Annotated in this window: 25 protein-coding genes and 3 pseudogenes; 21 read left to right on the forward strand and 7 right to left on the reverse strand. The window is 37.1% G+C overall.

The features are described 5' to 3' along the window. Positions 1–60 precede the first annotated feature (60 nt). The 9 genes and pseudogenes from H4683_RS08590 (at position 61) to H4683_RS08625 (ending at position 6,267) form a co-directional block, all read left to right on the forward strand. Positions 61–1,593: a DEAD/DEAH box helicase gene (locus H4683_RS08590; RefSeq protein ID WP_192598443.1), complete on the forward strand. Its 1,533-nt coding sequence runs from the start codon at positions 61–63 to the stop codon at positions 1,591–1,593. 12 nt (positions 1,594–1,605) lie between these two features. Further along, positions 1,606–2,388, forward strand: a complete 783-nt coding sequence (locus H4683_RS08595) for a YqhG family protein (protein WP_192598444.1) — start codon at positions 1,606–1,608, stop codon at positions 2,386–2,388. A gap of 39 nt (positions 2,389–2,427) precedes the next feature. Then, positions 2,428–3,054, forward strand: coding sequence for a DUF2238 domain-containing protein (locus tag H4683_RS08600; RefSeq protein ID WP_192598445.1), 627 nt, complete (start codon positions 2,428–2,430; stop codon positions 3,052–3,054). Positions 3,055–3,196: 142 nt separating this feature from the next. After that, positions 3,197–3,358 (forward strand): hypothetical protein, encoded by a 162-nt coding sequence (locus H4683_RS08605; protein WP_192598582.1) that lies wholly within the window; start codon positions 3,197–3,199, stop codon positions 3,356–3,358. Positions 3,359–3,507: 149 nt separating this feature from the next. After that, positions 3,508–4,191 carry a VCBS repeat-containing protein gene (locus tag H4683_RS08610; RefSeq protein ID WP_225941992.1) on the forward strand — a complete coding sequence of 228 codons (684 nt, stop codon included), beginning with the start codon at positions 3,508–3,510 and terminating at the stop codon, positions 4,189–4,191. Positions 4,192–4,676: 485 nt separating this feature from the next. Further along, positions 4,677–4,937, forward strand: a complete 261-nt coding sequence (locus tag H4683_RS22600; RefSeq protein ID WP_192598446.1) for an IS1096 element passenger TnpR family protein — start codon at positions 4,677–4,679, stop codon at positions 4,935–4,937. Next, positions 4,907–5,434 (forward strand): hypothetical protein, encoded by a 528-nt coding sequence (locus tag H4683_RS08620; RefSeq protein WP_192598447.1) that lies wholly within the window; start codon positions 4,907–4,909, stop codon positions 5,432–5,434. The genes H4683_RS22600 and H4683_RS08620 overlap by 31 nt, the downstream gene beginning before the upstream one ends. Before the next feature lie 9 nt (positions 5,435–5,443). Next, a pseudogene (locus H4683_RS21345) lies at positions 5,444–5,627 on the forward strand (glutamine--fructose-6-phosphate transaminase (isomerizing)); the annotation flags it as partial. An 88-nt stretch (positions 5,628–5,715) separates the two neighbouring features. After that, positions 5,716–6,267 (forward strand): GNAT family N-acetyltransferase, encoded by a 552-nt coding sequence (locus H4683_RS08625; protein ID WP_192598448.1) that lies wholly within the window; start codon positions 5,716–5,718, stop codon positions 6,265–6,267. Positions 6,268–6,459: 192 nt separating this feature from the next. Here H4683_RS08625 and H4683_RS08630 read toward each other — a convergent pair whose 3' ends face one another. After that, positions 6,460–7,017: an isochorismatase family protein gene (locus H4683_RS08630; RefSeq protein ID WP_192598449.1), complete on the reverse strand. Its 558-nt coding sequence runs from the start codon at positions 7,015–7,017 to the stop codon at positions 6,460–6,462. Between the two features lie 452 nt (positions 7,018–7,469). Here H4683_RS08630 and H4683_RS08635 point away from each other — a divergent pair, with 452 nt between their 5' ends. The 4 genes from H4683_RS08635 to H4683_RS08650 all read left to right on the forward strand — a co-directional run bounded on the left by H4683_RS08635 (position 7,470) and on the right by H4683_RS08650 (position 9,568). Beyond that, positions 7,470–7,847 (forward strand): GntR family transcriptional regulator, encoded by a 378-nt coding sequence (locus H4683_RS08635; RefSeq protein WP_192598450.1) that lies wholly within the window; start codon positions 7,470–7,472, stop codon positions 7,845–7,847. Further along, on the forward strand, positions 7,847–8,716 hold the full coding sequence (locus H4683_RS08640; protein WP_192598451.1) for an ABC transporter ATP-binding protein: 870 nt from the start codon (positions 7,847–7,849) through the stop codon (positions 8,714–8,716). The genes H4683_RS08635 and H4683_RS08640 overlap by 1 nt, the downstream gene beginning before the upstream one ends. Further along, positions 8,709–9,317: an ABC-2 transporter permease gene (locus H4683_RS08645; protein WP_192598452.1), complete on the forward strand. Its 609-nt coding sequence runs from the start codon at positions 8,709–8,711 to the stop codon at positions 9,315–9,317. Before H4683_RS08640 ends, H4683_RS08645 begins: the two co-directional genes overlap by 8 nt. A 71-nt stretch (positions 9,318–9,388) precedes the next feature. Then, a complete protein-coding gene (locus H4683_RS08650) occupies positions 9,389–9,568 on the forward strand; it encodes a hypothetical protein (protein ID WP_192598453.1) in 180 nt (59 codons plus the stop codon). Positions 9,569–9,821: 253 nt separating this feature from the next. Here H4683_RS08650 and H4683_RS22360 read toward each other — a convergent pair. Then, a pseudogene (locus tag H4683_RS22360) lies at positions 9,822–9,962 on the reverse strand (ISAzo13 family transposase); the annotation flags it as partial. Between the two features lie 13 nt (positions 9,963–9,975). Between H4683_RS22360 and H4683_RS08655 the strand changes: the two are divergent. Then, positions 9,976–10,562 (forward strand): annotated as a pseudogene (locus H4683_RS08655) (vitamin B12 dependent-methionine synthase activation domain-containing protein); the annotation flags it as partial. 273 nt (positions 10,563–10,835) lie between these two features. Here the strand turns inward: H4683_RS08655 and H4683_RS08660 are convergent. Continuing rightward, complete coding sequence (locus H4683_RS08660) at positions 10,836–11,222, reverse strand: OsmC family protein (RefSeq protein ID WP_192598454.1); 387 nt, start codon at positions 11,220–11,222, stop codon at positions 10,836–10,838. A gap of 182 nt (positions 11,223–11,404) precedes the next feature. On the opposite strand from H4683_RS08660, the gene H4683_RS08665 reads away from it, so the two are divergent. Beyond that, positions 11,405–11,692, forward strand: coding sequence for a hypothetical protein (locus tag H4683_RS08665; protein WP_192598455.1), 288 nt, complete (start codon positions 11,405–11,407; stop codon positions 11,690–11,692). Positions 11,693–12,133: 441 nt separating this feature from the next. Continuing rightward, complete coding sequence (locus H4683_RS08670) at positions 12,134–12,730, forward strand: SPFH domain-containing protein (protein WP_192598456.1); 597 nt, start codon at positions 12,134–12,136, stop codon at positions 12,728–12,730. Between the two features lie 90 nt (positions 12,731–12,820). Here the strand turns inward: H4683_RS08670 and H4683_RS08675 are convergent, their stop codons facing one another. Both H4683_RS08675 and H4683_RS08680 read right to left on the reverse strand, forming a co-directional pair. Then, the gene (locus H4683_RS08675; RefSeq protein WP_192598457.1) at positions 12,821–13,090 is read right to left on the reverse strand and encodes a GNAT family N-acetyltransferase; all 270 of its coding nucleotides are present in this window, start codon (positions 13,088–13,090) and stop codon (positions 12,821–12,823) included. Positions 13,091–13,112: 22 nt separating this feature from the next. After that, positions 13,113–14,150: a serine hydrolase gene (locus H4683_RS08680; protein WP_192598458.1), complete on the reverse strand. Its 1,038-nt coding sequence runs from the start codon at positions 14,148–14,150 to the stop codon at positions 13,113–13,115. Between the two features lie 757 nt (positions 14,151–14,907). Here H4683_RS08680 and H4683_RS08685 point away from each other — a divergent pair. From H4683_RS08685 to H4683_RS08700, 4 genes are all read left to right on the forward strand, one after another. After that, the gene (locus tag H4683_RS08685) at positions 14,908–17,034 is read left to right on the forward strand and encodes a transglycosylase domain-containing protein (RefSeq protein ID WP_192598571.1); all 2,127 of its coding nucleotides are present in this window, start codon (positions 14,908–14,910) and stop codon (positions 17,032–17,034) included. A 289-nt stretch (positions 17,035–17,323) separates the two neighbouring features. Beyond that, positions 17,324–20,482, forward strand: a complete 3,159-nt coding sequence (locus tag H4683_RS08690; protein WP_192598459.1) for a DEAD/DEAH box helicase — start codon at positions 17,324–17,326, stop codon at positions 20,480–20,482. A 574-nt stretch (positions 20,483–21,056) separates the two neighbouring features. Beyond that, positions 21,057–21,650: a DUF4879 domain-containing protein gene (locus tag H4683_RS08695; RefSeq protein WP_338062431.1), complete on the forward strand. Its 594-nt coding sequence runs from the start codon at positions 21,057–21,059 to the stop codon at positions 21,648–21,650. 26 nt (positions 21,651–21,676) lie between these two features. Beyond that, positions 21,677–22,171, forward strand: a complete 495-nt coding sequence (locus H4683_RS08700) for a hypothetical protein (RefSeq protein WP_192598460.1) — start codon at positions 21,677–21,679, stop codon at positions 22,169–22,171. A gap of 90 nt (positions 22,172–22,261) precedes the next feature. Here H4683_RS08700 and H4683_RS08705 read toward each other — a convergent pair whose 3' ends face one another. Beyond that, a complete protein-coding gene (locus H4683_RS08705; protein ID WP_192598573.1) occupies positions 22,262–22,597 on the reverse strand; it encodes a DUF4885 family protein in 336 nt (111 codons plus the stop codon). 302 nt (positions 22,598–22,899) lie between these two features. On the opposite strand from H4683_RS08705, the gene H4683_RS08710 reads away from it, so the two are divergent. Beyond that, positions 22,900–23,577, forward strand: a complete 678-nt coding sequence (locus H4683_RS08710) for a plasmid pRiA4b ORF-3 family protein (protein ID WP_192598461.1) — start codon at positions 22,900–22,902, stop codon at positions 23,575–23,577. A gap of 243 nt (positions 23,578–23,820) precedes the next feature. On the opposite strand, the gene H4683_RS08715 is transcribed toward H4683_RS08710, so the two are convergent. Then, positions 23,821–24,798 carry a polysaccharide deacetylase family protein gene (locus H4683_RS08715; RefSeq protein WP_192598462.1) on the reverse strand — a complete coding sequence of 326 codons (978 nt, stop codon included), beginning with the start codon at positions 24,796–24,798 and terminating at the stop codon, positions 23,821–23,823. Positions 24,799–24,883: the final 85 nt, after the last annotated feature.

The following is a 24,883-nucleotide window of genomic DNA, read 5'->3' on the forward strand; positions in this document are numbered from 1 at the left end:
ATAGGAACTTCTTTTTTGGACAATCTAATAAGAAATGAGAAGTTATGTGAGGTGATGTTTATGATAATTGAAAGGTCGTCTGAATGGAAAGAAGGCTTTACAGAACGATTGGAGAACCGTGAAACATGGGATAATTGGGCGTTATATAATATGAGTTATGAGACAGTCAAAACGAACTTGATTACAGATTTCTATGGCCTACAATCCCCTAAATATTTACCGAATCTTACGCCCCTTAGCCATCAATTGGCAGTGGCGGAAACGGTCATTGAAAGGATGAATGGAAAAGCGATTCTTGCGGACGAAGTGGGTCTAGGTAAAACCATTGAAGCTGGTTTGATCTTAAAAGAATATTTAATCAGAGGCCTTGTGAAAAAAGCGCTAATTTTGGTCCCAGCTTCTCTTGTCAATCAATGGATTGAAGAACTGAATCAAAAATTTCACATTCCAGCCATGCAGTATAAGAAAAATTACGATTTAAACCATTGTACGATTGTCGTCATGAGTATAGATATGGCAAAAAGAAGCCCGCACAAAGAAAATATCTATGATCAAGCGTATGATTTGATCATCATTGATGAAGCACATAAATTAAAGAACCACAAAACCAAGAATTATGAGTTTGTACAAAATTTAAAGAAAAAGTTTTGTTTATTGTTAACTGCTACACCCATTCAAAATGATGTATTTGAATTGTTTCATCTCATATCTTTACTAAAACCAGGACATCTTGGTAATTATGAGACGTTTCAATCGTCGTTTTCCGCGAGTAAACACGATGTGGAACACGATGATTATTTAAAAGAATTGGTTAATCAAGTGATGGTAAGAAATAGAAGACAGGATACTGGAATTGAATGGACAAATCGTCATGTTCAAATCATACCCATCGATTTTACGACAAAGGAAAAAGAAGTCTACGATCTAATTTCACAACTTAAAAATGTTTCTCCTATTTTTTCGGATGCCTTCTCTATGATTACGCTACAAAGGGAAATGTGCAGCAGTAAGGAAGCTACATGCTTGACCTTAGATAAAATGCGGCTAAAATGCATTAGACCTGGAGACATTTCTTATATTGAAGAAATTACTCGAAAATTAATGGGACTGGAAATAAACTCGAAAGCAGAAAAGGCTTATGAAATTATTTCGCAGGCAAATGATAAGGTCATACTCTTTACCGAATATCGAGCTAGTCAACTCTATTTACAGTGGTTTTTAAATTCAAAAGGAGTCACAAGCGTACTTTTTAACGGACAATTCAACAAAAACAAACGGGAGTGGATGAAGCAACTATTTAAAGAACAAGCGCAGGTGCTGATTGCGACGGAGTCTGGTAGTGAAGGGATTAATCTGCAATTTTGTCACCATGTCATTAACTATGATTTACCTTGGAACCCCATGAAGTTAGAGCAACGAATTGGACGTGTCCACCGGTTAGGGCAAGAGCATGATGTTCATATTTACAATTTAGCCATTCAGAATACAATTGAGGACCATATATTGGATTTACTGCATGTTAAAATTGGGGTCTTTGAAAAAGTGGTGGGTGAGTTAGATGATATTTTATCCGCTTACAAAAAGTCCATTTGAAGGAGGTTGCGCATGTACCCACAACAAATTCATGGTTATTTACTACAATTTTTCAAAGAAAATAATTGCCGAATTTTAAATGATAATGACCACTACATCAACGTTCAATTAACGATTGAAATGGATAAAAAAATTATGAACCGACCATTTTATTGGAAGTACTTGGAGAGTACAAATGGCGTGCCGAACCCAGCTCAGCTAACTTTTATCACTGATAAAAATAAGCTTGTTGAAGACATTAAAGGGGAAGTTGTACACTTCGGTTCCCCTCGGCTCAGTCAACTGTTTCAAGCAACGAATGAGATGGGCTCATTTGTACAGATGTATGAGAAGGTGTTGGATAAACCCGGAGAGAGGATGATATTGACACCTTGGTTGGGTGTTAATTATAAAATATCGTATTACAGCGATCAAACGAAAGAAATTCTTTATTCGTTAGGCATCAATTTAATGACGGGTAATGTGATAGAAGGGTTTCAAGAATCGTTAAGTAAAGTGGATTTGGAAAAAACTGTGTCAGGAAATACATTTAATTTGCCGTATATTATAAAGCCGATTCGTGCCCTGGAACGATTGGATGCGGTGATTGAAAATAGCATACAACAAGATGACCACACGTGGGCTGAAGAAGCAAAAATGAGATGGCAAAAGGATAGGAAAGTATTAGAATTTTTCTATGAAGGGGTAGAAAATAAGCCGGATTGTTACGAGATAGAGAAAGAAGCAATGGATCAACAATACGAAGCCAGAATTAAAATTGATATCATAAATGGTGGTTTATTTTATGTGAAATGAATTCACCAGGGCTAGGATAAGATAAGAGGAGTGTTCACAGTGAGTTTAGGTAAAAGTTCAAAGATACATTTTGCTCTACTATTGGTGGTTACCGTAGTTTTTATATGGTCAGTTATAAAACCAGCAGCATATTTAGATTGGCTAGCGGAAGTTAGCCCTGCAGTTGTTGTTTTAATCATTGTCATTGCAACTTATAATAAGTTTCGCCTCACTACACTTTCTTATTTCATCATTGCCCTTTTATCTATCCTGACTTTTATCGGTGGTCACTACACATACTCAGAAGTTCCTCTTTTTAATTGGATAAAAGATGAGTTTGATTTGCAGCGGAATCACTATGATCGATTCGGACATTTCTTAAAAGGTTTATCAGCGATTGTGATAAGAGAATTATTACTACGTAATACGCAACTAATCAAAGGGACTTGGTTGTTTGGCATCACAGTTAGTATGGTGCTTGCAATAGCGGCGTTGTATGAAATCATTGAATGGTTGAGTACTAAAGTATCAAGTGGAGGAAAAGAATCTAAAGATTTTTTAGGTATGCAAGGAGATCAATGGGATGCGCAATGGGATATGTGTTTAGCCTTAGTAGGTTCTATTCTGGCGTTAGTTATTTTTTCAAAATTACATGACAAGTTGTTAAAAAGAAATGAAAAGGTTTAAACAATCATGACAGATTGTCACACAGGTGCTGAAAAATAAGGACTCACAAACTAGATGCATACTTCGGAAGCCACTATTTATTCAGGAAAAAAATGTTCCTTAACTCGGTATGTATTTGGGAACTTTATCTGGAGGAGTCAATTTGTATGATCCAACAATTTTCGAGAATTTAAAAGTGGCGTTTGAAAATCAGGTGTATGATTTAGATAATTTAGATCAAAAAATAACGATTACTAACCGGATTGATCGAATGGATTTTGCTATTCAATTTACGCTAGTCGATCAACCAGACGTTACAGCATAGATTGTGTTAGGTGCCTAAAGACTAATTGTTTCAGAACCTGGTACCGTTCAACTGGAAGGAAATCAACTAGCTAATTTCAGCATATATTATAAGGAACGGCAATTGAATTTGAACAGGGGGGGATTGCGTTTTACTGGAATCATACATTGTTGGATTTGAAGACAGGGGATGTAAACGGAGATGGTGTTTTAGACACCGTCTATTTATACGGTCGAGTCGATGGGCCGCCAGGTATCTTTGCTGATAACATTACACTTGTTATTCAAGATGGCCGATCACCTAAAAGTACAACCGTTCACCTCAAAAACAACGCGGGCTATAATGCGCGGTTGTTCCTTGGCGATTTTAACAAAGATACTGTACCTGACATTATGGTGAGCATTGATACGGGCGGAAGTGGAGGATATGGCATATTTTATATCTATTCCTTCAGAAGCAACATTTTACATGAACTATTTAACGTTGATATGTATAATGAAAAATACACATTCCAAGTAAATTATGAGGATTTCTATAAAGTACGTGTGGAAAATCCTCGGCTTAACGTGTTGTTCATCATAGACATCAGCAACAAAGGGCCTGATTATTTAACGCAATATTACGATGATAATGGAATACTAAAAAATCCATTAAAGGGCGAGGTTCTTGCCCTAGGAGCTTTAAATCCAATCATTACAAATAACGAAAGCTACAAGTATGATTTAGTAGCCCTACAGCGTATTATTGGCACAATAAATGCAGATACATTAGGATATGTTGAAAATCTTTTGACATGGAAAGACAGCCAATTAGTTTCAAATCGGTTGTCTGTATCTATACCTAGTGCAAATTAGGCGCACTTTATGAGTATGGGGTACCGGGTTATAGAGAGATAAAGACAAACTTTAGAAACCGAACAATGTCGATAATATATCAGAACTTCCTGGAAGTAACAGTATCAAAGCACCCAATACAAACAATACCCCAAAAATTAGTAATAGAATAACTATCCTAACATCTTTAGACACTGATTTGCGAGTTATCCCAAACACAAATAATACTATGCCAATAAGAAATAATAAAATATACCAGAACCCCGTAAAAATTCTCCTTCTTCCTAGATTTGAAGTACCTGTGCAAGAAACTGTTGTTAAAGTTTGGATAGTCATAATCGTTCGCTAGCAGGTTCTCTTCACTATATCGAATATGTAGACCTTTCGCAAGTTCACTGAACAGACGAAAGGTCTTTTCTTCGATGTTTTTGATAATATGCGTTAAAATATTCAGTAATGGCAGTCGACGAACTAACGTTAGATAAAAAGAAAATCCGGAGTGACATATGAAAGCATATATTCTAAAAAGATCCTTTGAAGACATTTCGCCACTTATTTGGAGACGTGTTATTTTACCAGCAGGTACGACATTTAACCGTTTGCATGAAACAATCCAGAACGTCACAAGTTTTCAAAGTGAACGATCTTCGTACCATGTGGAAGTGGGAAGAAACATAAAAAATGTTGTGGAAAATAAAGCACTACTAAAAACCAGTTGTTATTTGGAGGAGTCAATTTGTATGATCCAACAATTTTCGAGAATTTAAAAGTGGCGTTTGAAAATCAGGTGTATGATTTAGAAAATTTAGATCGAAAAATAACGATTACTAACCGGATTGATCGAATGGATTTTGCCATTCTTGCTCGGGATTTTGCTATTCAATTTACGCTAGTCGATCAACCAGACGTTACAGCAGAGATTGTGTTAGAGGCATCTGTAAAAGATTTGGCAGGGGAGATAGTAGAACTACCTGGCAAAAATATTGGTTGTTCCTTGTTAGTGAGATTTAACAAACGTGTTCAAAATGTAGCCATACAGTGCAAACAGATTGAGCAAGCACTAAATTCCATTTGGGAAACTGAAATCCAGTTAGCGCAAACACTAAGCTTCGTGTATGAGCAAGAAGCGTCAAGTTACCAGGACATTATTGAAGTGAAATTCAAGTCTAAAATTAATGAGGAACACATGGGTGACATTGCAGATTTTCTAGATTATGTTTTAGAATCGTTGGAAGTATTGAATGGTCTAACTAGTGGGAATTGAATACACCTCAATGACGTTGCCTATGATGCAATGGCAATGTTACGCGTAACGAACCAATATGTAGAACTACAGGATCAAGAAGTCGTCATTGTTGGCCAAGAAGCCATCGAACGGCATACGGTTTGAACGTACCCCATCTAAAGCAGAGCTTGATATGAGCGATATTAAGAAAGGCACCTATCCTCATTTTATTTAACAAACGAAATAGTTTAGTTGAGGAAGGGATTTTCAAATTTGTACAGAATGTATTAAAGAAAAGGGAAAATGGGAGCTGAAAAGATTTGAACAATTTATTTACAATAGACTGTGGGGAAATTTTACTGCGAGAATTCAGGATTGGAGATGTTGACGCTATTTATTCTCTCACTTCACAACCTGAAGTTTATGAATTCTTGCCTGATTGGAAATCAACAAGAGAGCAACGATTAGAATGGGTAACAAATTATGAAATACCATCAAATAAAGAATTTTTATCAGCAGTGCCTAATATAGATGAACAAAATTACTTGAAATTAGGAATAATATTAAAGGAAACTGGTGAATTTATTGGTTTCTGCAATACAGGAATCAAAGAAGAGTTGCCTGTACCTAACCGAGAGATTGCTTATGCTATTTCGAAGCATTATAGAAATAGAGGGTACGCAACAAAAGCAGTAAAAGGATTAATAAACTATTTGTTTGAGAATACAAATGTTGAGTTTCTAAATACCGTTGTCCTAACACACAATGTTAGCTCAAATAAAGTTATTAATAAGTGTGGGTTTAGTTTTGCGGGGATTATTGAAATTGAAAACCAAGAGCATAGTCATTACACTCTTCATAAAGAAGAATGATTTAATTCAACTTAAACCAAAGCCAAAGCCTCCGTTAGTTTAAGTACATACATTTACAGTATTAAGAAGTTCCAAATATAAATAATCCCACTTTCTCACATGCAATAACGAGATAGTGGGATATTTTCACTTAATAGAAGTATCCGATTGTTGTTGATAAGATACTGTACATTTTAGTATGCTTTTAAATTACTACCTATATGAGTCATGAATTGGGCAAAACAAATCTTCCTCTACATTCCTAACAACTGAAAAGTGTTCAACATTGTAATGACCATGAAGAGTACTATTATGATGCTTTATGATTTGTTCAGCACGTAAAACGTCACTGTCCGTTGTCGAATGTCCATCACCCACTAAAGTGACATCAAAACCACTAATAGTGGCAGTTCTAACTGCACTATCTATACAATGTTGTGTTGCACAGCCCATAACAACAACATGTCCAATCTCTTGAGATTGTAAATGATTTAGAAGTCCTGTCGCATGGAATGAATTCGTTGCAGCTTTATCAAAAATCACTGCTCCCGTAGGTACATTAATTTTATTATGAACTTGAAACCCATCGCCTTTACCACCAGCAACATCGAGATCTCTTACAAACACAATTGGAACATTGAATTCTTTTGCTTTTTCAATCGCTAAATTGATATTCCTAATTAGCTGCACTTTATTAAAAACTGAACTTTCTTCTTGACTTCCATCAATCAATTCTTGTTGGGCATCAATAATTAATAATGTTTGATTCAAAATGATTTTCCCCTTTCAGATGTGGGGAAACGCCATATGATTCAATTAGTTAGACGTTTTCCCCTTATAAATTTGCACGCTAACATATTTTTTATTTGTCATGATATCTCCCCCCTAAACAAATATTGCCAAAAACAGCTTTAACTTTCAGACAATTAAACTTTAACACGTTCTTCCAATAGAAGATACTTTATTTAGGAAGTTCGTTAGTCAATATCGGTCTGCTGATTCTAAATCCTCGAAATACCTTCGAACTTGCGCTTCCATTTCATCAACTCCTATTCAGAAGGATAACTTATTTCAAGATAGTCTTCGGCTCGGTTAGTGACATAAAGTCGCATCGTTTTATGGAGCCTTTTTACTTTTTCCAAAAATTAAACTTGAAAAATAACTTCACTTTGTATATAGTGTATATAAAGTATATATACATTATTTAAAAAAGAGGTAGTTGCATGCAAATACTTATTTCAAACAGTTCAAAAGAACCGATTTATGGGCAAATCTATGTTCAAATCAAAAAGCTGATCTTAACAGGTGAATTGCAAGAAGGTCAGCTGCTTCCTTCTATGCGCCAACTCGCAAAAGATTTAGAAATTAGTGTCATTACAACAAAACGCGCCTATGAAGAACTCGAAAAAAATGGATTTATTTATTCCATTGTTGGAAAAGGTTCGTTCGTATCAGAACAAAATATGGAGATGATGAAGGAAAGAAAAATGAAAGTAATCGAAGAAAAGCTATTCGTTGCCATTCAAAACGGCAAGGAAATGGGCCTGAGCTTAGCAGAACTAAAGGAAATGCTTACATTATTGTATACGGAGGATGAATGATGGAAAATGTAATTGAATTACAGCATGTTCAAAAATCATTTGATGGTTTTCAACTAAAGGATTTTTCAGTGACTGTTAAAAAGGGATTCGTAACTGGGTTTATCGGTGGAAATGGTGTAGGGAAGTCAACAACCATTAAATTGATTATGAATTTATTGCAACCAGATAGCGGAACGATTTCGATCTTCGGTTTGAATTATAAGGAACATGAAAAAGAAATAAAACAGCGCATTGGTTTTGTATTCGACGAAAATATTTTTTATGAAAATGTAACATTAGCAGAAATGAAAGGAATTATAAAACCAGCCTATTTAAATTGGGATGACAATCTATTCAATCATTATGTTCAAACATTTGAACTGCCGCTAAATAAAAAGATTAAGGCCTTTTCTAAAGGAATGATGATGAAAGCTTCGTTAACAATCGCTTTATCGCATCACGCCGAATTAATTATTATGGATGAACCTACGTCCGGATTAGACCCGATTTTTCGTAGGGAGTTGTTAGATATACTACATGATCTCATGCAAGATGGGGACAAAACAATCTTCTTTTCTACTCATATTACGACAGATTTAGATCGTATTGCGGATTACATTACGTTCATCCATAATGGTGAACATATTTTCACGAAGGAATTTTATAAAGTTGAAGAAGAGTATGCCATTGTAAAAGGTGGAATGGAGCTATTAGATGGGGATACTGAACAGGAATTTATAGCCATTCGAAAATCTGTTCATGGTTTTGTGGCATTAACGGATAATAAGACACGTATAGAAAATATTTTTGGAGAAACGGTTTTGATTGAGAAGCCGACTCTTGAAGATATTATGTTTTATACAAAGAAAGGGTCTGAGAAGCATGTTTAATTTAATACGTAAAGATTTCGTCTTACAAAAAACAACGTTAATGATTATGATACCGGTTTTAGTTGTTTATTTATTTCTAGGAACTTCATCTATCTGGATAGGTATTGTATTTAGCATCGTAATCACCATAAATGCTTATACAATTGATGAAAAGTCTTCAATTAATATGTTACTCAATTCTTTGCCTTATACACGGAAAGAAATTGTAAGTTCGAAATACATTGGTGCATTTATTTTCACGTGTTTGGTTGTATTCATCATTTTTATTGGCAATTTAATAATACATCAAGAAATAACGATATGGAAAGACATACTATTAATCGTTAGCCTTGTGATGGTAGCTATTTCATTTATTTTCCCTTTTCTGTATAAATTTAAAAGTCAATATATGCTAACTTCTTCGCTTGTTTTATTTGCCATTTATCTGGTGGTTATTACTTTATTTATCCCCAACTTGAACGATAAAATTGAGGAGTTTGTGCAAATGTTATTAACTTTACAAACTGCTCAGTACTATTTGTTCATCGCATTGTTGGTTATGGCGCTCTATGCATGTTCATGGCTACTGTCGATTCGTATTTATGGGAAGAAAGTGTTTTAAGAGGATGATATTAAAATGAAATTGCCCTAATTTCACAAAAAAGAGATATTTTATTACGGGAGGTAAGAGGCATGAAAAAAGCAACAGTTGCCGGAATTATTATCGGCATCGGATTGTTAATTTTTTTAAAAGTGTTTCAGAATTCAATACCGCGAATTACCGACCCACTGACGAATATCATAGTTTTAACGGGCTTCGTTCTTTCGGCAATTATCTATGGTGTCTCTCAACTTAGAAAAAATAATAAATAGAATCTCGTAATGAGTAAACTAAGTTCCTTTATGTGGTATTTTTTGTTTAGTTATTTTGAGAGTTTTTAAATGAAAAATGGTTAAAAAGGGCTCAACAGCGAAACATGCACTTGACTTTTCAACAACTGAGGACCTCATCATTACATTTCAGTAAAATCGGTTGTTTGCTATTACTTTCAACCGCAGAGAGTACGAAATATAGATATTTTTTGTATAGCTTTTCATGTCAAGAACAGACTTTGCTGTTGAGCCTTATATCTTCTAGTGAATTCAGAATTTTCACTTCCACACTTTTCCGTCCACCGGCATTGAAGGCATCCACGATGGAGATACCTTTTAACTCAAATCTACCTTTTCGTATCATATTTTGACTAACATTAAATTCTTTGGCGATTTTTTGGTAATGCCTGAAACCACGAGGGTTGTATCAATTTTTCCCTGCGCAATCGGATGGCGATGATGTAATTATTTATGATCCGGAAGACTCTAAAACAGAAATCGAACGTTCACATTCCCACGCCAATCTGTAAAACCTTTTCTGTCCCTAGCTGACTTTTTGAAATCAGTGGAAAGTGGGGAAATGGACTATGTTGCGTTTATGCAAGTAACGGCAGGTCACGGCGTGCGTGCTGAAGTAACTAGACTTAAAGAACAAGGCAAGTTTTTAGAAAGCCATGCATTCCAAGCGACTGCCCTTGAGCTAGCAGAAGGTTTTGCTGAACGAATTCACCAAGAAATTCGAGATTAGTGGGGCTTCCCAGATGCAACAGACTTTACAATGAAATACGCTTTCGCTGCCAAACACCAAGGGCAACGGTTCTCCTTCGGCTATCCAGTTTGTCCATATCTAGAAGACCAAGCCAAGCTATTTAACTTGGGAAGACCTGAAGATATTGGCGTGCAGTTAACGGAAGGATTCATGATGGAACCAGAAGCATCGGTGTCTGCAATGGTATTCGCACATCTAGATGCGAGGAATTTTGTTGTGAATTAATCAATAGATGTTGAAATAAAGAATTTCATTGAATCCGCTACGGCGCTTTGTGGATGCCTCCCGCGCTACGACTGAAAGGCGCCTATGCTAGTTAAATAGTTATTCATACATTCTTTCAACATATAGATAAGTAGAAATATACCGCATACAGATAGTTAATCTGTATGCGGTATATTTTGGGTTCCTCGAGTGACTACAGTAGGGGTGTTGTTGAAATGAAAAAGTACCTGTACGCAACACTAATGGTCTTAAATAGGTATTAATAACCACGTATTAAGATCTAATTTCATATGTTTCAACTAGTTCAATTGAATCGATGACGGATTGGACCATGGAACAGTTCTTTATGGTCAACTCGAAGACTTTATCCATCTTTGACTCATCGATATTTTGACCTTCAATGATAAAATGGAGATGAATTTTTTCAACTCTGTTGGCTATCTTCGCATTGCGATTTACTTCTTTCACTTCAATTGTTACATTTTCAGCGGGCATGCGCATTTTTTCTAGTATATTTCGTAATACACCACCACTACACACCGCAACAGAAGAAACAAGAAGTTGGTATGGCCTAAACCCATATTCCTCATTACCTGAAATGGTTAGTTGACCAAATGCCGTCGTTGTCTCAAAACCGTTTTCCGTCATTTCAAATTTCATAAATATTCCCCCTCTTTATGATAGAATTATATATGATTTCCGGCAATAAAGCGTAAAAAACGTTTATAACTTTTCGTTGCGCACCTTAATCTAGTGGGATGTGAAAAGAAGAACGAACCCCGTTGCTAATGTGGTGAAATACTTCCATATCGATAATTTACGATCATTGGGGGACATGCTATATGAACAATCAAACTTACTTCTACCAATTTCTTGAATCGCTTTTCAAAGAACTTGCATTCGTCGCACGGGAACTAGAACCATTCTTTGTATTGCATCACCAAACAGATTTTTCGGAATCAATTATAAAACAAGCAACACAGAAGAAAGCAACTTATTCTGACGAAAATAATGCTTATTTCCTTGAGTTTATTAGTTTGGAATCAATAGAGGACGAATTAGAGGGAGAAGGTCTTTGGTTTAATGAATTGATTGAAGTTAATGTTCTCGGAGGTTCGTATAAAACATAAACCATTTGAAGAACATGATCGTATTTTAAAGTTTTTATCTTTATGGGGCTACGAAAAAGAGGATCAGTAAAAGCCCTGTCCATTTCAATCTGGTCATAAAGGTATTTTAACACCGTCAACTTTTGTTACTTTGCACAAAGACAAAGCAAAAGGTTTATTAATTGATGTAGAGCCATTTTACGCAGCTTGTACATTTGGTCTATTATATAGTCGGCATTTTACAAATAGAATGTTCTTCCAACACCGCTTTGTCGCTTGGTGATGGCCTCACGCTAGATTTGTTCGTTATACTGGTGAGGTATCCCACCTAGTTAATTCTAAATAAGTAGTGCCGAATATATAGCTACAGATATTTTAACAACCACTGGCGTAAGAATTGATGAATTACTTCAAGTCAATAATACGAAAGAATGCATCCTTATAAAAAAGGTTAAAGAGAAGTTGCATTTCTCATTTAAAGCTATCCCTAAAGGACGAGATTCTTTAGAAGAATTTTATATAAGCAAACAGACTATGGAACATATTAAAACCGTAGCAAGATTGTCAAAAGAGCATTATTCTATCGAGAAAATTCCAAGTGTGCCATATATGAGTGATAGAAAGCATTTTTCCCCTAATCCTATGCCCTATTATTTTCAATACGCAGGCAAAGCAATGAAAAAAGAATCCATTTATTGTTGCATTCGTTTTCTCCTTCACGGATTAGTTTTTGAAACACAAAGCGGTAAGCCTATAACAATCAAGACGCACCTGTTACGCTATGCTTTTGCAACAGAAGTAGTCCAGCGAGAAAACGTGAATATTGATATTGTCGCAGAGCTGTTACATCAGAGGGTTTTGAATGTTACGGCCTATTACTCTGCTCCAACAACATCTCAAATCGCTGAATCAGCAAGTCAATTACATGATGTCATTTCAAGCTATGTCGATATTGATGATGCGTATTTAAGAAGCCCTAAAGAGCTGCAACAGCAATTTGATGAACATACTGATAAGGTTGGTGTATATAACAAAGTATTAGGTGGTACTTGCCCTTAATTTGTTGGTCCAACTAAGTATAACCTATCCAGGAATCAGTCGGACATAGTGAAAGGATAGGTAAATCATTTATCATTTTTAACATTTTTTTTAATAACCCTTGACCGCGATAAATTTCACTAATCGCAAATTGGTATAAAGATATTTTGTTTTGTGTTTTTTTCGGTAAAACCGAAAAGCCCCTACTACTTGACCTTCTACTGTTGCCACTATCATTTGCTTTCTTCTTATGGCTGCTTTAATTCCAAGAGGACATAAAAACTCTTCAGAATAAATCGCACTGTTATTGCGGTCTAAATTTTCGTTAAAGAACGACACAACTTCAGAGATATGAGCTGGATTTGCTAAGGCTATCTGCATATTTCTCCCCCCTTAACGCTTTTTAAAACAAAAGAGATCTATATACTTCTCCTATAATCCCTTCCATTTGATGAACACCCAATTCTGAATTCGTCATTATGACCGCACCTTTCTCTAAATATGGAAATGCCACCATCATACATTGAAAACCCACTCCCCAACCAAGTGATGTAATTTCTAGTTCTTTTTCAGAGCTTTCAAGAAACACACCTAATCCAGTCCAACTTTTACCTCTTTGTGGGGTTATCATTTCTTTTGCTAAACTTTCCGAAATGCCAACCTTGCTTTCTCCTTTTACAGCATTCATTAACTCAAGAACTAATTCAGCTAAATTCAAAGAAGTTGTCCATAATCCAGAAGCCGCTGGATAAGGATATATTGGATATTTCCCATCTACTAATTCACCGTTTTTGTTGTGACCACACGAAAAGTTCTGTCTATCCACTTCCAACATTGTTGTATTGAATTGGCTATTTTCCATTCCTAATGGTTCAAATATTTGCTCATTCATAACTTGATGAAACGGTTTTTCAGTAACATCTTCTATCAGTTGCTGAATGATACAAAAACCTGCATCCGAATAATGGAATTCACTTTCTGGTTCACACTTGACGTTAATAGGAGTTTTACAATAAGGAGTTTGCCCCTCTAATAATTCAACCATCGAAGGAATCCCCATTTTCGAATTAAGTTCAGGAAAACTACCTTCAGGGTCTTTAATTCCTGATTGATGACTTAGTAAGTTCCTCAATGTAACTTTTTTATTTTTAGTAAAATCATTTTCTGGTACTTTCCACGATACAAGACTTTCATTCACATCATCATCTAAATCAAGAAGTCCTTCCTCTACCAGCTTCATAGTAAGTATTCCTGTTAAGAACTTGCTAATTGAACACGCACTAAAAATAGAATCTTCATTTGCTTTTCTATTGCTTTCCACTTCTAATAAGCCGTAATTTTCTGTTCCACTAATTTCACCTCCCTCAAGCAATGTGATACTTAAACCTTGCACATTATAATGTTTCATTCGTTCTGGAATGTTAATGTTCTTTAATTTCACAATTATCCCCCCTTGTTAGTATTATCAAATAAATTATAACACGAATAAACGTTCTGTTATATCTATTTGTAAAATAAATTTATCTTCAACTAACCTGCTACGTTAGTTGAATTACGGATAAAAAATTTCACATATACTATACTTTTATTTCATAAATATTCCAGGCCATATCTTTAATCACAAATTAAAGCTGAACTAATACAAAAATTAGTTCAGCTTTAAAATAGCTTATTATAATGTTGCACATTGTATAAAGGATGCTGATATATTATGCATATTATTTTATCTCTTGACTTTTAATAAAACGCAAACACTCGGTCCCGCAATTGCAAAACCGCCAAAAGAGCAGTTGGTTCAGTTTGGATAGAAATAACCGTCAAAACTTTCCAAGGGCGACGGTTATTTCTTTTTAGTTAGGAAAAAGATGACCGACAACAAAATTGTTATGGCCATCAGCCATACAACGGATAGTTGTATGAGTAACTGACCGACTCAAGAGAGCCGAAGTCAAAATTTCCATTAAATCTGCTTCAGCTATCCCGTGTAGAGTGCCTTCGCTTAGTTAGTACATATATTCATATATGCAACACACACGGTGCCATTGGTACTGGCACCAAATGCGACAATGACACTATTGATATCGTATTGGAGTTCGTTTAGTGTTGAATGTTAGGCATGCATTGTCAAGAATTATATGTAACTCACAGCTTCATAATTTTTTTGCAACAATATAGAAGGTGGTATTAGTTTGGGTAGAATGGAACGTAGGAAAAAACAGACACGATTAAGCAGAATTAAAGAATGGTTTAAATCAATAAAACTCATCAATAGACTATTAGTAGTCTTCATAGGTATTATCTTGTTTGGTCTATTGGTATTTACTATTTTAATATCGTTTAGCGATGTAAGTAAATTGGATATTGTAGAACCAAGACCTACATATATTTATGATATAAATGGCGAGGTAGCTAGTAAAGTTTCTAACTCGAAAATTGAAGGAGTTAGTCTGGATCAAATTCCAACAGAACTCATTGAAGCTTTTGTCGCTACAGAAGACCAACATTTTTATAAGCATAACGGTATTAATTACTTTGGTATTACCAAAGCATTCATGCAAAATCTAGTTAAAGGTAAAGTTGTTTCTGGCGGTAGTACAATTACTCAACAACTTTCGAAAAATGTATTTCTAACAACAGAACGCACTTATACACGTAAATTCAAAGAACTTATATTCACAAAGAAAATCGAAAGAAAGTACTCAAAAGATGAAATCATGGAACGTTATTTAAATCAAATCTATTTTGGTGAAGGCGCATGGGGAATTCAACGAGCAGCTCAAGTTTATTTTGGTAAAGATGTTAGTGAATTAACATTAAACGAATCAGCTACACTAGCGGGACTAGTCAAAGCCCCATCTAACTTATCTCCTTATAAAAGCATGAAAAAAGCGGTTGAACGAAGAAATATCGTGCTGTCATTAATGAAGAGCGAAGGATATATCAATCAAAAGGATTTCGAAAAAACAATAGATCAACCCATTGTATTAACGGATAAAGAGACCATGGATTATAAAGGGAAATATCCGTATTATGTGGACTATCTAATCGAGGAAGCAATAAATAAGTACGGATTAACTGAGAATGAAGTGTTATCTGGGGGACTTCACATTTATACGGAACTAAACCCTGTTATTCAGGACGCTACGGAAGAAGTCTATCAGAATGAAAACAATTTTCCAGTTAGCAAGCCAGATCAACTTATTCAAAGTGGTTCAGTATTTCTTAATCCTAAAACGGGTGGGATTAGCGCGTTAGTTGGAGGAAGAGGAGACTATACTTACAAACGATTTAATAATGCGACAAATTTAGTAAGGCAACCCGGATCAGCATTAAAACCGCTTGCTGTTTACACTTCTGCATTGGAGCGGGGGTATGACTTTGACGATATGCTGGTTGATGAACCAATCAATATAGATGGCTATCAACCGCAAAATATTGATAAACGATACCGCGGACAAGTGACACTGTATGATGCACTAATTAACTCTTATAACATACCTCCAGTTTGGCTATTGAATAAAATGGGAATTGAAGTGGGTTTTAGCACAGTTGAACGGTTTGGTATTCCTTTGGAAAAAGAAGATCATAATCTCGGACTAGCATTGGGTGGCTTACACCAAGGAACGTCACCCTTGTTAATGGCTCAGGCTTTTTCCGCATTTTCGAACGATGGAATAATGATGCAAGCTCATGCTATTTCAGAAATAAAGGATTCAGAAGGGAAAATAGTTGGAAGGTGGAGTGAAAAGTCTGCTCGAGTTACAGAACCGGAAGTTGCTCAAAAGATGACGTATATGCTAAAAGGTGTTGTGGATAACGGAACAGCTAGAAATGCACATATATCGGGAATAGACGTAGCTGGAAAAACCGGTACTACACAACTACCTTTCCCTGGTGTAGCTGGTTCGAAGGATCACTGGTTTGTTGGATATACGCCAAATATCGTTGGTGCGATTTGGTTAGGCTATGATAAAACAGATCAAGACCATTACTTGACAGCAACAAGTGGTGTCACAGTTACAACTATCTTCCAACAAATAGTAACTAAATCCATGAGTGAATTGCCTAACAAGGAATTTGACTTGTCATTGGTTGAAAAGAAGAAACAGAAACGAAGTTCAATGATAGACAACGGGCAGAAGAAAGATAAAGAAAACAAAAAGGATAAAGAGGACAAGAAAGATAAAGGGAAAGACAGAGATAAAGAACACAAAAAGGATAAAGAGGACAAGAAAGATAAAGGGAAAGACAAAGATAAAGAACACAAAAAGGAGAAGGGGGACAAAGGAAATAAGGAGAAAAACAAAGACAAGAACCCTCATTAAATCATGAAAGTTAAAATAACCCTTCATTTTCTATACCAAGAAAATGAGGGGTTAAGATATCATGATAATACGTTAAAGGAATCGATTCATCCGTCACATAAGTCACTTCAATTAAGTAAAGATTTCCCCTCAAGTCTTTCGTGGCTTGAGGGATTTTTGCTGATGTTACTAGTGAATTTGTAGTGATGGGTATTCGAATTTATTCGTATCTGGTGATTAACGTCACACGAAAGAACGTTTATTCGATATAATGAAATATATAAGGAATTCATTTCATAGAGAAAGGAGGTTGGACGTATTGATAACCCAAAAGCAGATACTGGACATGTGCGGAAACAGTTCGTTTAAAAGGGGCGAAGCTTTTCATCGTTCGCGGAAAGTGACGATTGAACAATATACCAGCACGTATTGTAAAGCGACCGTGGCTGGAACGGAAAACTTTCATGTCACGATCGACGATGAAGGGGAAGATGAAATTCGGACGGAATGCAGTTGTCCATTGCTTCCTTTCTATCCGTACAAATGCCAGCATGTCGCTGCGGTAATGCATGCCATCTCTGGACTTAATGAGCCTTCAGGGGATCCTGCGGTGACTGACGGTCTGTTATCCCTTTTCAATGAAAAGCATATAAGGTCAAGTGGGCATCAGCTTCATTTTGAAGACCGGGAAGTGATTGACCTGCTGTTCACGTGGATGCCTGTTGCCGTCAAGGGCGGGCATATGCTCGGCATCGAAATTCAAATCGGTTCAGTTTCCGTGCAGCATATCCGGGGCTTTTTGAGTCAGGTAAATGAAGGAAAACCTACTGCCCTTTCGCCAACTTTTACGTTTGATTCGAACCTCCATTGTTTCCCGCGTGAAGCGGATGCTGTTCTTCAACAGCTCATTCGAATTAATCATGAGGAAAAGGTCTACATAGCCGACTACTCAATCAGTCCGCAGACGTTACTCATCCCACCCACGTCATGGGATAGACTACTGCCGTTTTTGAACTGCGCGCCGTTAGTAAGATCGGAGTATGGCGGAAAGCGCATTGTCGGCATGCCGCTCTCAAATGGGACATTGCCCGTAAAGTTCCGTTTCGACAGGCTGGAAGGCCATGGACATTATTTGGAAATCAACGGATTGGCCCATGTTCTTGTTCTTCAGGCGTATCATTCCGTCCTATGCTACGGGCAATTGTTTCAGCTGGATAATGAGGATTGCAAACGTCTCACTGATCTCAAACAAATGGTCGAAACCTCGGGAGCCCGTCAACTGCCGATTTCCAATGAACAAATTGGTTTTTTCCTAGAAAAGGTCGTCCCGGGGTTGCGGAAAATCGGTGAAGTTCAACTTGCCGAAACAGTTTTGGACAAACTGGTGAAATCACCATTGCAAGCATTGCTATACATCGATCGTGTAAATAATCGACTTCTTGCAAGCTTGGAGTTCAAATATGAACATATCGGCATTAATCCATTAACGGAAGGGGATTTACCGACGGGTTCGGTACTGATTCGCGATTTGGAAAAAGAAGGAATCATCCTTGCGTTAATGAAAGAAAGTTCATTTACAGAAAACGATGAAGGTTATTTATTGCACAATGAAGAATTGGAGTATGAATTTCTACAGCATATCCTTCCGAAATTGCAAAAATTCGTGAAGGTATATGCAACGACAGCGATCAGGAACCGGATTTTCAGAGGGCATGCCCGTCCGCGGATTCGCGTCAAGTCACAGGAAGAGCGGACAGACTGGCTTGAATTCAAATTTGAGATGGACGGTATACCGGATAAGCAAATACGTGAAATCCTTGAGGCATTGGAAGAAAAACGGAAGTATTACCGTTTGCGGAATGGATCCCTTCTTTCATTGGAAACAAAGGAATTTGAAGAAATACAACGTTTTTTGAATGAAGTTCCCGGTGGGCTGGACGACCTAGAAAAGGGCTTGACCGTTCCAATAGGGCGTGGAATCCGCTTCCTCGCTGGTGCCGATGGGGATGGAATGTTCACTTTAGAAGCATCGGCGCGCCAGTTCTTTGAACGCCTCCGTAATCCCGACAGCACGGGAATTGAGGTGCCGAAGCAATTGGAAATGGTTCTTCGAGATTATCAAAAACAGGGGTACCAGTGGATGAAGACTCTAGCGTCCCATAGCTTAGGGGGCGTGTTGGCGGATGATATGGGGCTTGGTAAAACATTGCAGAGCATTGCGTTCATCCTGTCCGTACTTCCTGAAATTCGTGAGAAAAAACGGCAGGTCTTAATTGTTTGTCCCTCTTCTTTAACGTATAACTGGCTTAGTGAGTTTCAGAAATTCTCACCGGAAATTAATGCAGTGGTTATGGATGGGCCAAAAAAGGAGAGGACGAAGCAGCAGAATGATATAGAAGGCAAAGATGTATTAATCACCTCCTATCCGTTGATTCGCCGGGATATCCAGTGGTTTGAGAAACAAGACTTCCTGACGATCTTTTTTGACGAGGCGCAGGCATTTAAAAATCCGATCACTCAAACAGCACGAGCAGTGAAAAAGTTGCAGGCCGACAATCGATTCGCGCTGACGGGAACTCCTGTTGAAAATTCAGCGGAAGAACTTTGGTCCATCTTTCACGTCATATTTCCCGAACTATTCATGGGATTGCGGGAATATAGTGAACTCACACCGAAAGCGATATCCCGCCGCATCCGACCATTTTTGTTGCGGCGGCTGAAAGAAGATGTCCTCGCAGAGCTTCCGGAAAAAATCGTGTCAATGGAGACCACGGATCTGCTTCCTGAACAGAAGACGATCTATGCCGCCTATTTGGCAAAGCTGCGCCATGATACGTTAAAGCATTTGGATAAGAATACAATCGGAAAGAATAAAATCAAGATCCTCGCTGGACTGACCCGGTTGCGGCAAATCTGTTGCCATCCAGCATTGTTCGTGGACGGCTATCAAGGAAGTTCGGCGAAGTTTGAGCAGTTGAAACAGCTAATTGAAGAATCGAAGCTTGCAGGAAGAAGGGTATTGATCTTTTCGCAATTCACAAAGATGCTTGGAATTATCGGCAAGGAGTTAGCGATGAACGGGACCCCTTTCTTCTATTTGGATGGCCAAACACCTTCAGAAGACCGGCTGAAAATATGCAATCGATTCAACGCAGGAGAGCGTGATTTGTTTCTTATTTCATTGAAAGCGGGCGGGGCCGGTCTCAATTTGACAGGGGCCGACACGGTCATACTGTATGATCTTTGGTGGAATCCAGCAGTGGAGGAACAAGCTGCGGACCGCGCCCATCGCATCGGTCAAAAACGGGTCGTCCATGTCATCAAACTGGTTGCCCGTGGAACGATTGAAGATAAAATGAATGAATTGCAGGAGAAAAAAAGAGATTTGATCGAAGAAATCATTGATCCGAAAGATTCTGTAAGCGCATTGCTCACCGAGGATGATATTCGAGAGCTGTTGGAGATATAGATGGGTATAGGACATACGATTGAGATATTTGGTGCCTGTCACTCATACAATCATGAAAGTTTGAACTTTCGAGTTTATTCAAGCTAACATGTTAGTTTGGGTGACAGGCACCCGCTTCTCTTTCCGATTTGAAATGTTTACCCCGATAAATCCAGTGGGTCGTCCGTCTGTCGGCATCACTAAAAAAATATCGCTAACGCTTTCTGAATTGGAGTGGGAATGGTTTGATAAGCAAGCGGATAGGAATCGTTCGCAATTTGTAAGACGGTTGGTTTGAGAGGCACAATCTCCAGAAAATGAATGGAACAATTATGCTTGTCTTGGATATGCGATAGCGAGTGCGGAAAAAATGGGGATGAATGCCGAGCAAATTAAAGAATTGGTTCGTTCAATCTATGGAGAATTTGATTGGAAATCTGTTCCTGTGGCTAAAAAAAATTATAGGGAATCGGATTATTAAGGGAGGGGCTTATTCTATTTTTATTTGATTGGAAGAAAAAGGAAGAATTTACTACATAATACTCTTTTTTGTCCGATAGTTTACATGAAGACTAAATAACAGGAAGGAATAATTGTGAAAAAATTATTTACAATGGTAATGCTAGGCGTACTATCTGTTTCAATGTTGTTTACGGGGGCAGAAACAAAGGCAGCACCTGTTTTGGAAAGTTCAAGCGAAAAAGTTGATATTGACTTGATGAAAGAACAGTTTCTAGAAAAGATTAGAGTTGAGCATCCAAATGCACAGTATATTGATTTAACTGCTGAAGAGTTACAAAAACAAGAAGAAGGTTTAACGACTTATGCTTCGGCACCACCTTTGAACTCTTTGGAGGTTTATGCAACTAGATCTACTCAATACCTGAGTGGGACGGATTTTGAATATTATAGTGCGAACCAGTTGTCTTCTGTTTATGATCATGGAGGAGCAATTTTTCAAATAGTGACAGCTGAATTAGGATATGGGCACATTAGATTTGCAAAGTTAAATGGAGTTAATTTACCACAATTAGCAACTCAACATATAGACTTGAATAGAGATTTTGTCGTTGATGGATGGTATGTTTGGTGGGATGCTAGTGGTCATACTGGTGGAACATTTACTTATCAAAACACTTCTACAAATTTTCCAAGCAATACAATGACTGACTCCATTTTTATCAAATAAAAAAATTTTAGAAATCGGGTGATGGTATGAACATTGGTTCAATTGTTTCTCATCAATCAGTATCATTTTATTCTAAAAAGACTAATGTCCAGTCGGAAAGTACGAATAAATCTGTATTTATTGTTGATGAAACAGTAGAGAATGTACAAAATTCAAGTTCAATAAAAAAAGACTCTTCTAATTTGTATAAAGAACTTTCTAGTAGATACGATATTAGAAATGCTACTTTCGAAGAAGTTCTTGAAATATCGAGTGCATTATATGAGGCAGGAGAAATTACTTCAACGGAGCATGGTCTTATGATATTTGATTATGAGCGTGCTACTAACTATTTAAAACGAAATGCACCAGGTGTTTCGTCTAGTTTTAATATGTATGAAACACCTGCTGATAGTAATGGACGAAGAGATTGGATTGCGGAATTTGGGGCAAGAGCATCAAAAAGTTTAAAGTATGGCAATTTAATTGGTCATCAAAGTAATCAGAAGGTTCTCGATATATTTGAGAAATTATTGCGTTGAGAAAAGAAAAAAAGAGCGGATTCTCCTTTTTTGGAGGCTGCTCTTTTTTATCTGTTTTTTCTTTTGAATTCAACGCCCAAGGTCTTAGCCTCAATCCATATCTTGTAAAGAGTCATTTTTATAGTCAATCGATAACACTAAATCTGGAATAGAATCAAAACCGTTTTTTGCGAGTTCATATAATTGTGAACCGTAATGTGAAGCTGCAATGCTAGCATGTCTTGCAGTATAAGGATTTTCAAGAAGTTCTTCTTTGTATATATCAAGAATATTGGTTCCGTTTTGTGTCACAAATTTACCATTTACAATCTCTAAGTCCTTTAAATTATACCCTGTGACCGTTTTTATTTGATTGATAAGACGGAATTTCTCAAGGCTTTTAGGTGTGAATTGAGTGGAATCGTCAGCTCTGCTCTTTGAGTGCAGTGCCTGTCACTCATTCAAACGTGAAAGTTCAAACAATCATTTTTACTTAAACTAACATGATTGTTTCAGTGATTATAAAGCCGAAATGCTTAAAAGGTATTCGGCTTTTTTTTTTCGAAGTAGTTAAAACGAGCGTTCTTTTTATGGTATAGTTTTAATAGTCAAAAGTAGAATTATTCACGTAGTGTAGTTTAAGCAGTTTTCTTTTTTATCGATTACTTATTAGGATAGCTATAGGATTTATTCAAAAGGCTAGCGGAAACAATCCGCCCGATTTTACAAAAAGATGCCTAGGAGGGCTTATGTTAAAAGCATACCAATTATTAATTACACTTGTAGATACCCATATACCTGTGTGGAGACGTGTTATAATTCCCGCAGAAACGACATTTAAACGGCTACATGACACGATTCAATTTTCAATGGGGTGGCAGGATTACCATTTGTATCAATTTGACATTGAGTTTGCTCACAAGCTAAGTTTAAGAGAACGCATACTTTTGGTGGGGGATGATGAAGCCTATGAGGAGCATCAGTTTAGGCAGCTTGAATTGCTTAAAAATAGCGTGGATAAGAACCTATTTGAGGACCCATCTCGTTATAATCAGTGGTTGTTGCGTAGTGAGGTAGGGAAAGCAAAAATAATCAAGTTGCCTCGTTATGTGGAAGCAAATCCGGAGTTCTCCTATACATATGATTTCGGGGATGACTGGAAGCATACAATCCAATTGGAAAATATAATTAATACGTATGACAATGGATATCCAGTATTACTTGAAGGTGAAGGGGCATGTCCACCGGAGGATGTTGGTGGTCCGCCAGGGTATGAGCATTTCCAGCAGGTTTGGAATAACCCATCCCATTCTGAATATGAAGATATACGTAGTTGGGGCCAGAGTCAGATGTATGAGGAGTTAGATATAGAAAAGACAAATAGGAATATGAGTGATGTTTTGAAGTTAAAGAGAATCAAAAAGTGATTTGATTTTTCAAAAGCGTGGTCAAAAACCACCGTCTTTAGACGGTATACGCTTTAGCCTTATCTTTTAGTTTTTGAGCTTTGTTTTTGATTTTTATCTTTAGTGGGCTTTAGCCCGAATAGATTCCACCTACTTTAGTAGGTGGTTATTCAATTACGAAACAAGATTTTCAAGGCGAATTCAGTCGTTAAATCCATATACTTCAACCTTCCCATTTCAATAATGATCCTTAGTAGTCAAGGATTAAGGTCGTTCACTTATACGATTTTCACTCATGATTTCGGACACTGTACCTAGATGATAACCGTTCGCCTCGATATCAGCAATCATCTTTCCAAGGCCCTCAGCAGTGGGCTTTGTAGGATGCATTAAAATCATCGAACCACTAGTAACTCCAGTTACGACCCGTTTAACCATTTCGGCCGTTGCTGGCTTTTTCCAGTCAACTGAATCAACGGTCCAAAGAATGGTTAACATATCAAGCTGGCGAGCTATGTTTATTGTTTCCTGATTAAAACTGCCGCTTGGCGGCGCAAACCAGATTGGTTTGGTGCCGACTGTCGCTTCTATCACGTCATTCGTCTTTTTCAACTCATCCATTGTTTCAGTTTGCGATTTGTGTTGTAGATTCGGGTGGCTATAAGCATGGTTACCAATTTCATGACCTTCCATATGGATCGTTTTTGCAAGGTCGGGATTCTTTTTGACCCAACTCCCATCAAAAAAGAAGGTTGCTTTAACCTGCGATTTATTTAGTGTCGCAAGTATTGGTGGAATGAATTCATTGCCCCATGCGACGTTGATTAATAATGCGACCATATTCTTCTCTGGATTGCCTTTATAAATAGGGGATGGAGGTAGATCTTTCAAATGCACTTGTGGTGAAGTTTCCTTATAAACTAGCTGTTTTGTATCAAAATCGCTGCTAGCCAACATCTTCTGGTAACTTGCCTCGATATCAACGACCAATCCGTTATAGCCTGGAATTGCTTTCCAAACTCTATCAACAGTTGCATCAATTGGTTTTATATCATGCTGCTTCGCTAAGGATTGGATTTGTTTACGTAAAGCCTTATTTTTGATAGGTGCTAAAGTGGCCATTGTCGTTATTGAATCGGATTGTGTAAGCAGCGTTTTCTCAGGGAGGGGATTTTTCAAACTGCCGAGAAATAATAGCGATACACCTGCGAATAAGCCTAATAGTAGAATTACTTTCTTCATGTTATCCTCCATTTTTAAGTTGTTTTTAGCCCATCATAATTTCTAACGATTTTTATTTTCCACACTTTTTGAAAACCCTATTATC

The sequence above is a fragment of the Sporosarcina limicola genome (genome assembly GCF_014873855.1).
GTDB classification, from domain to species: Bacteria; Bacillota; Bacilli; order Bacillales_A; family Planococcaceae; genus Sporosarcina; species Sporosarcina limicola.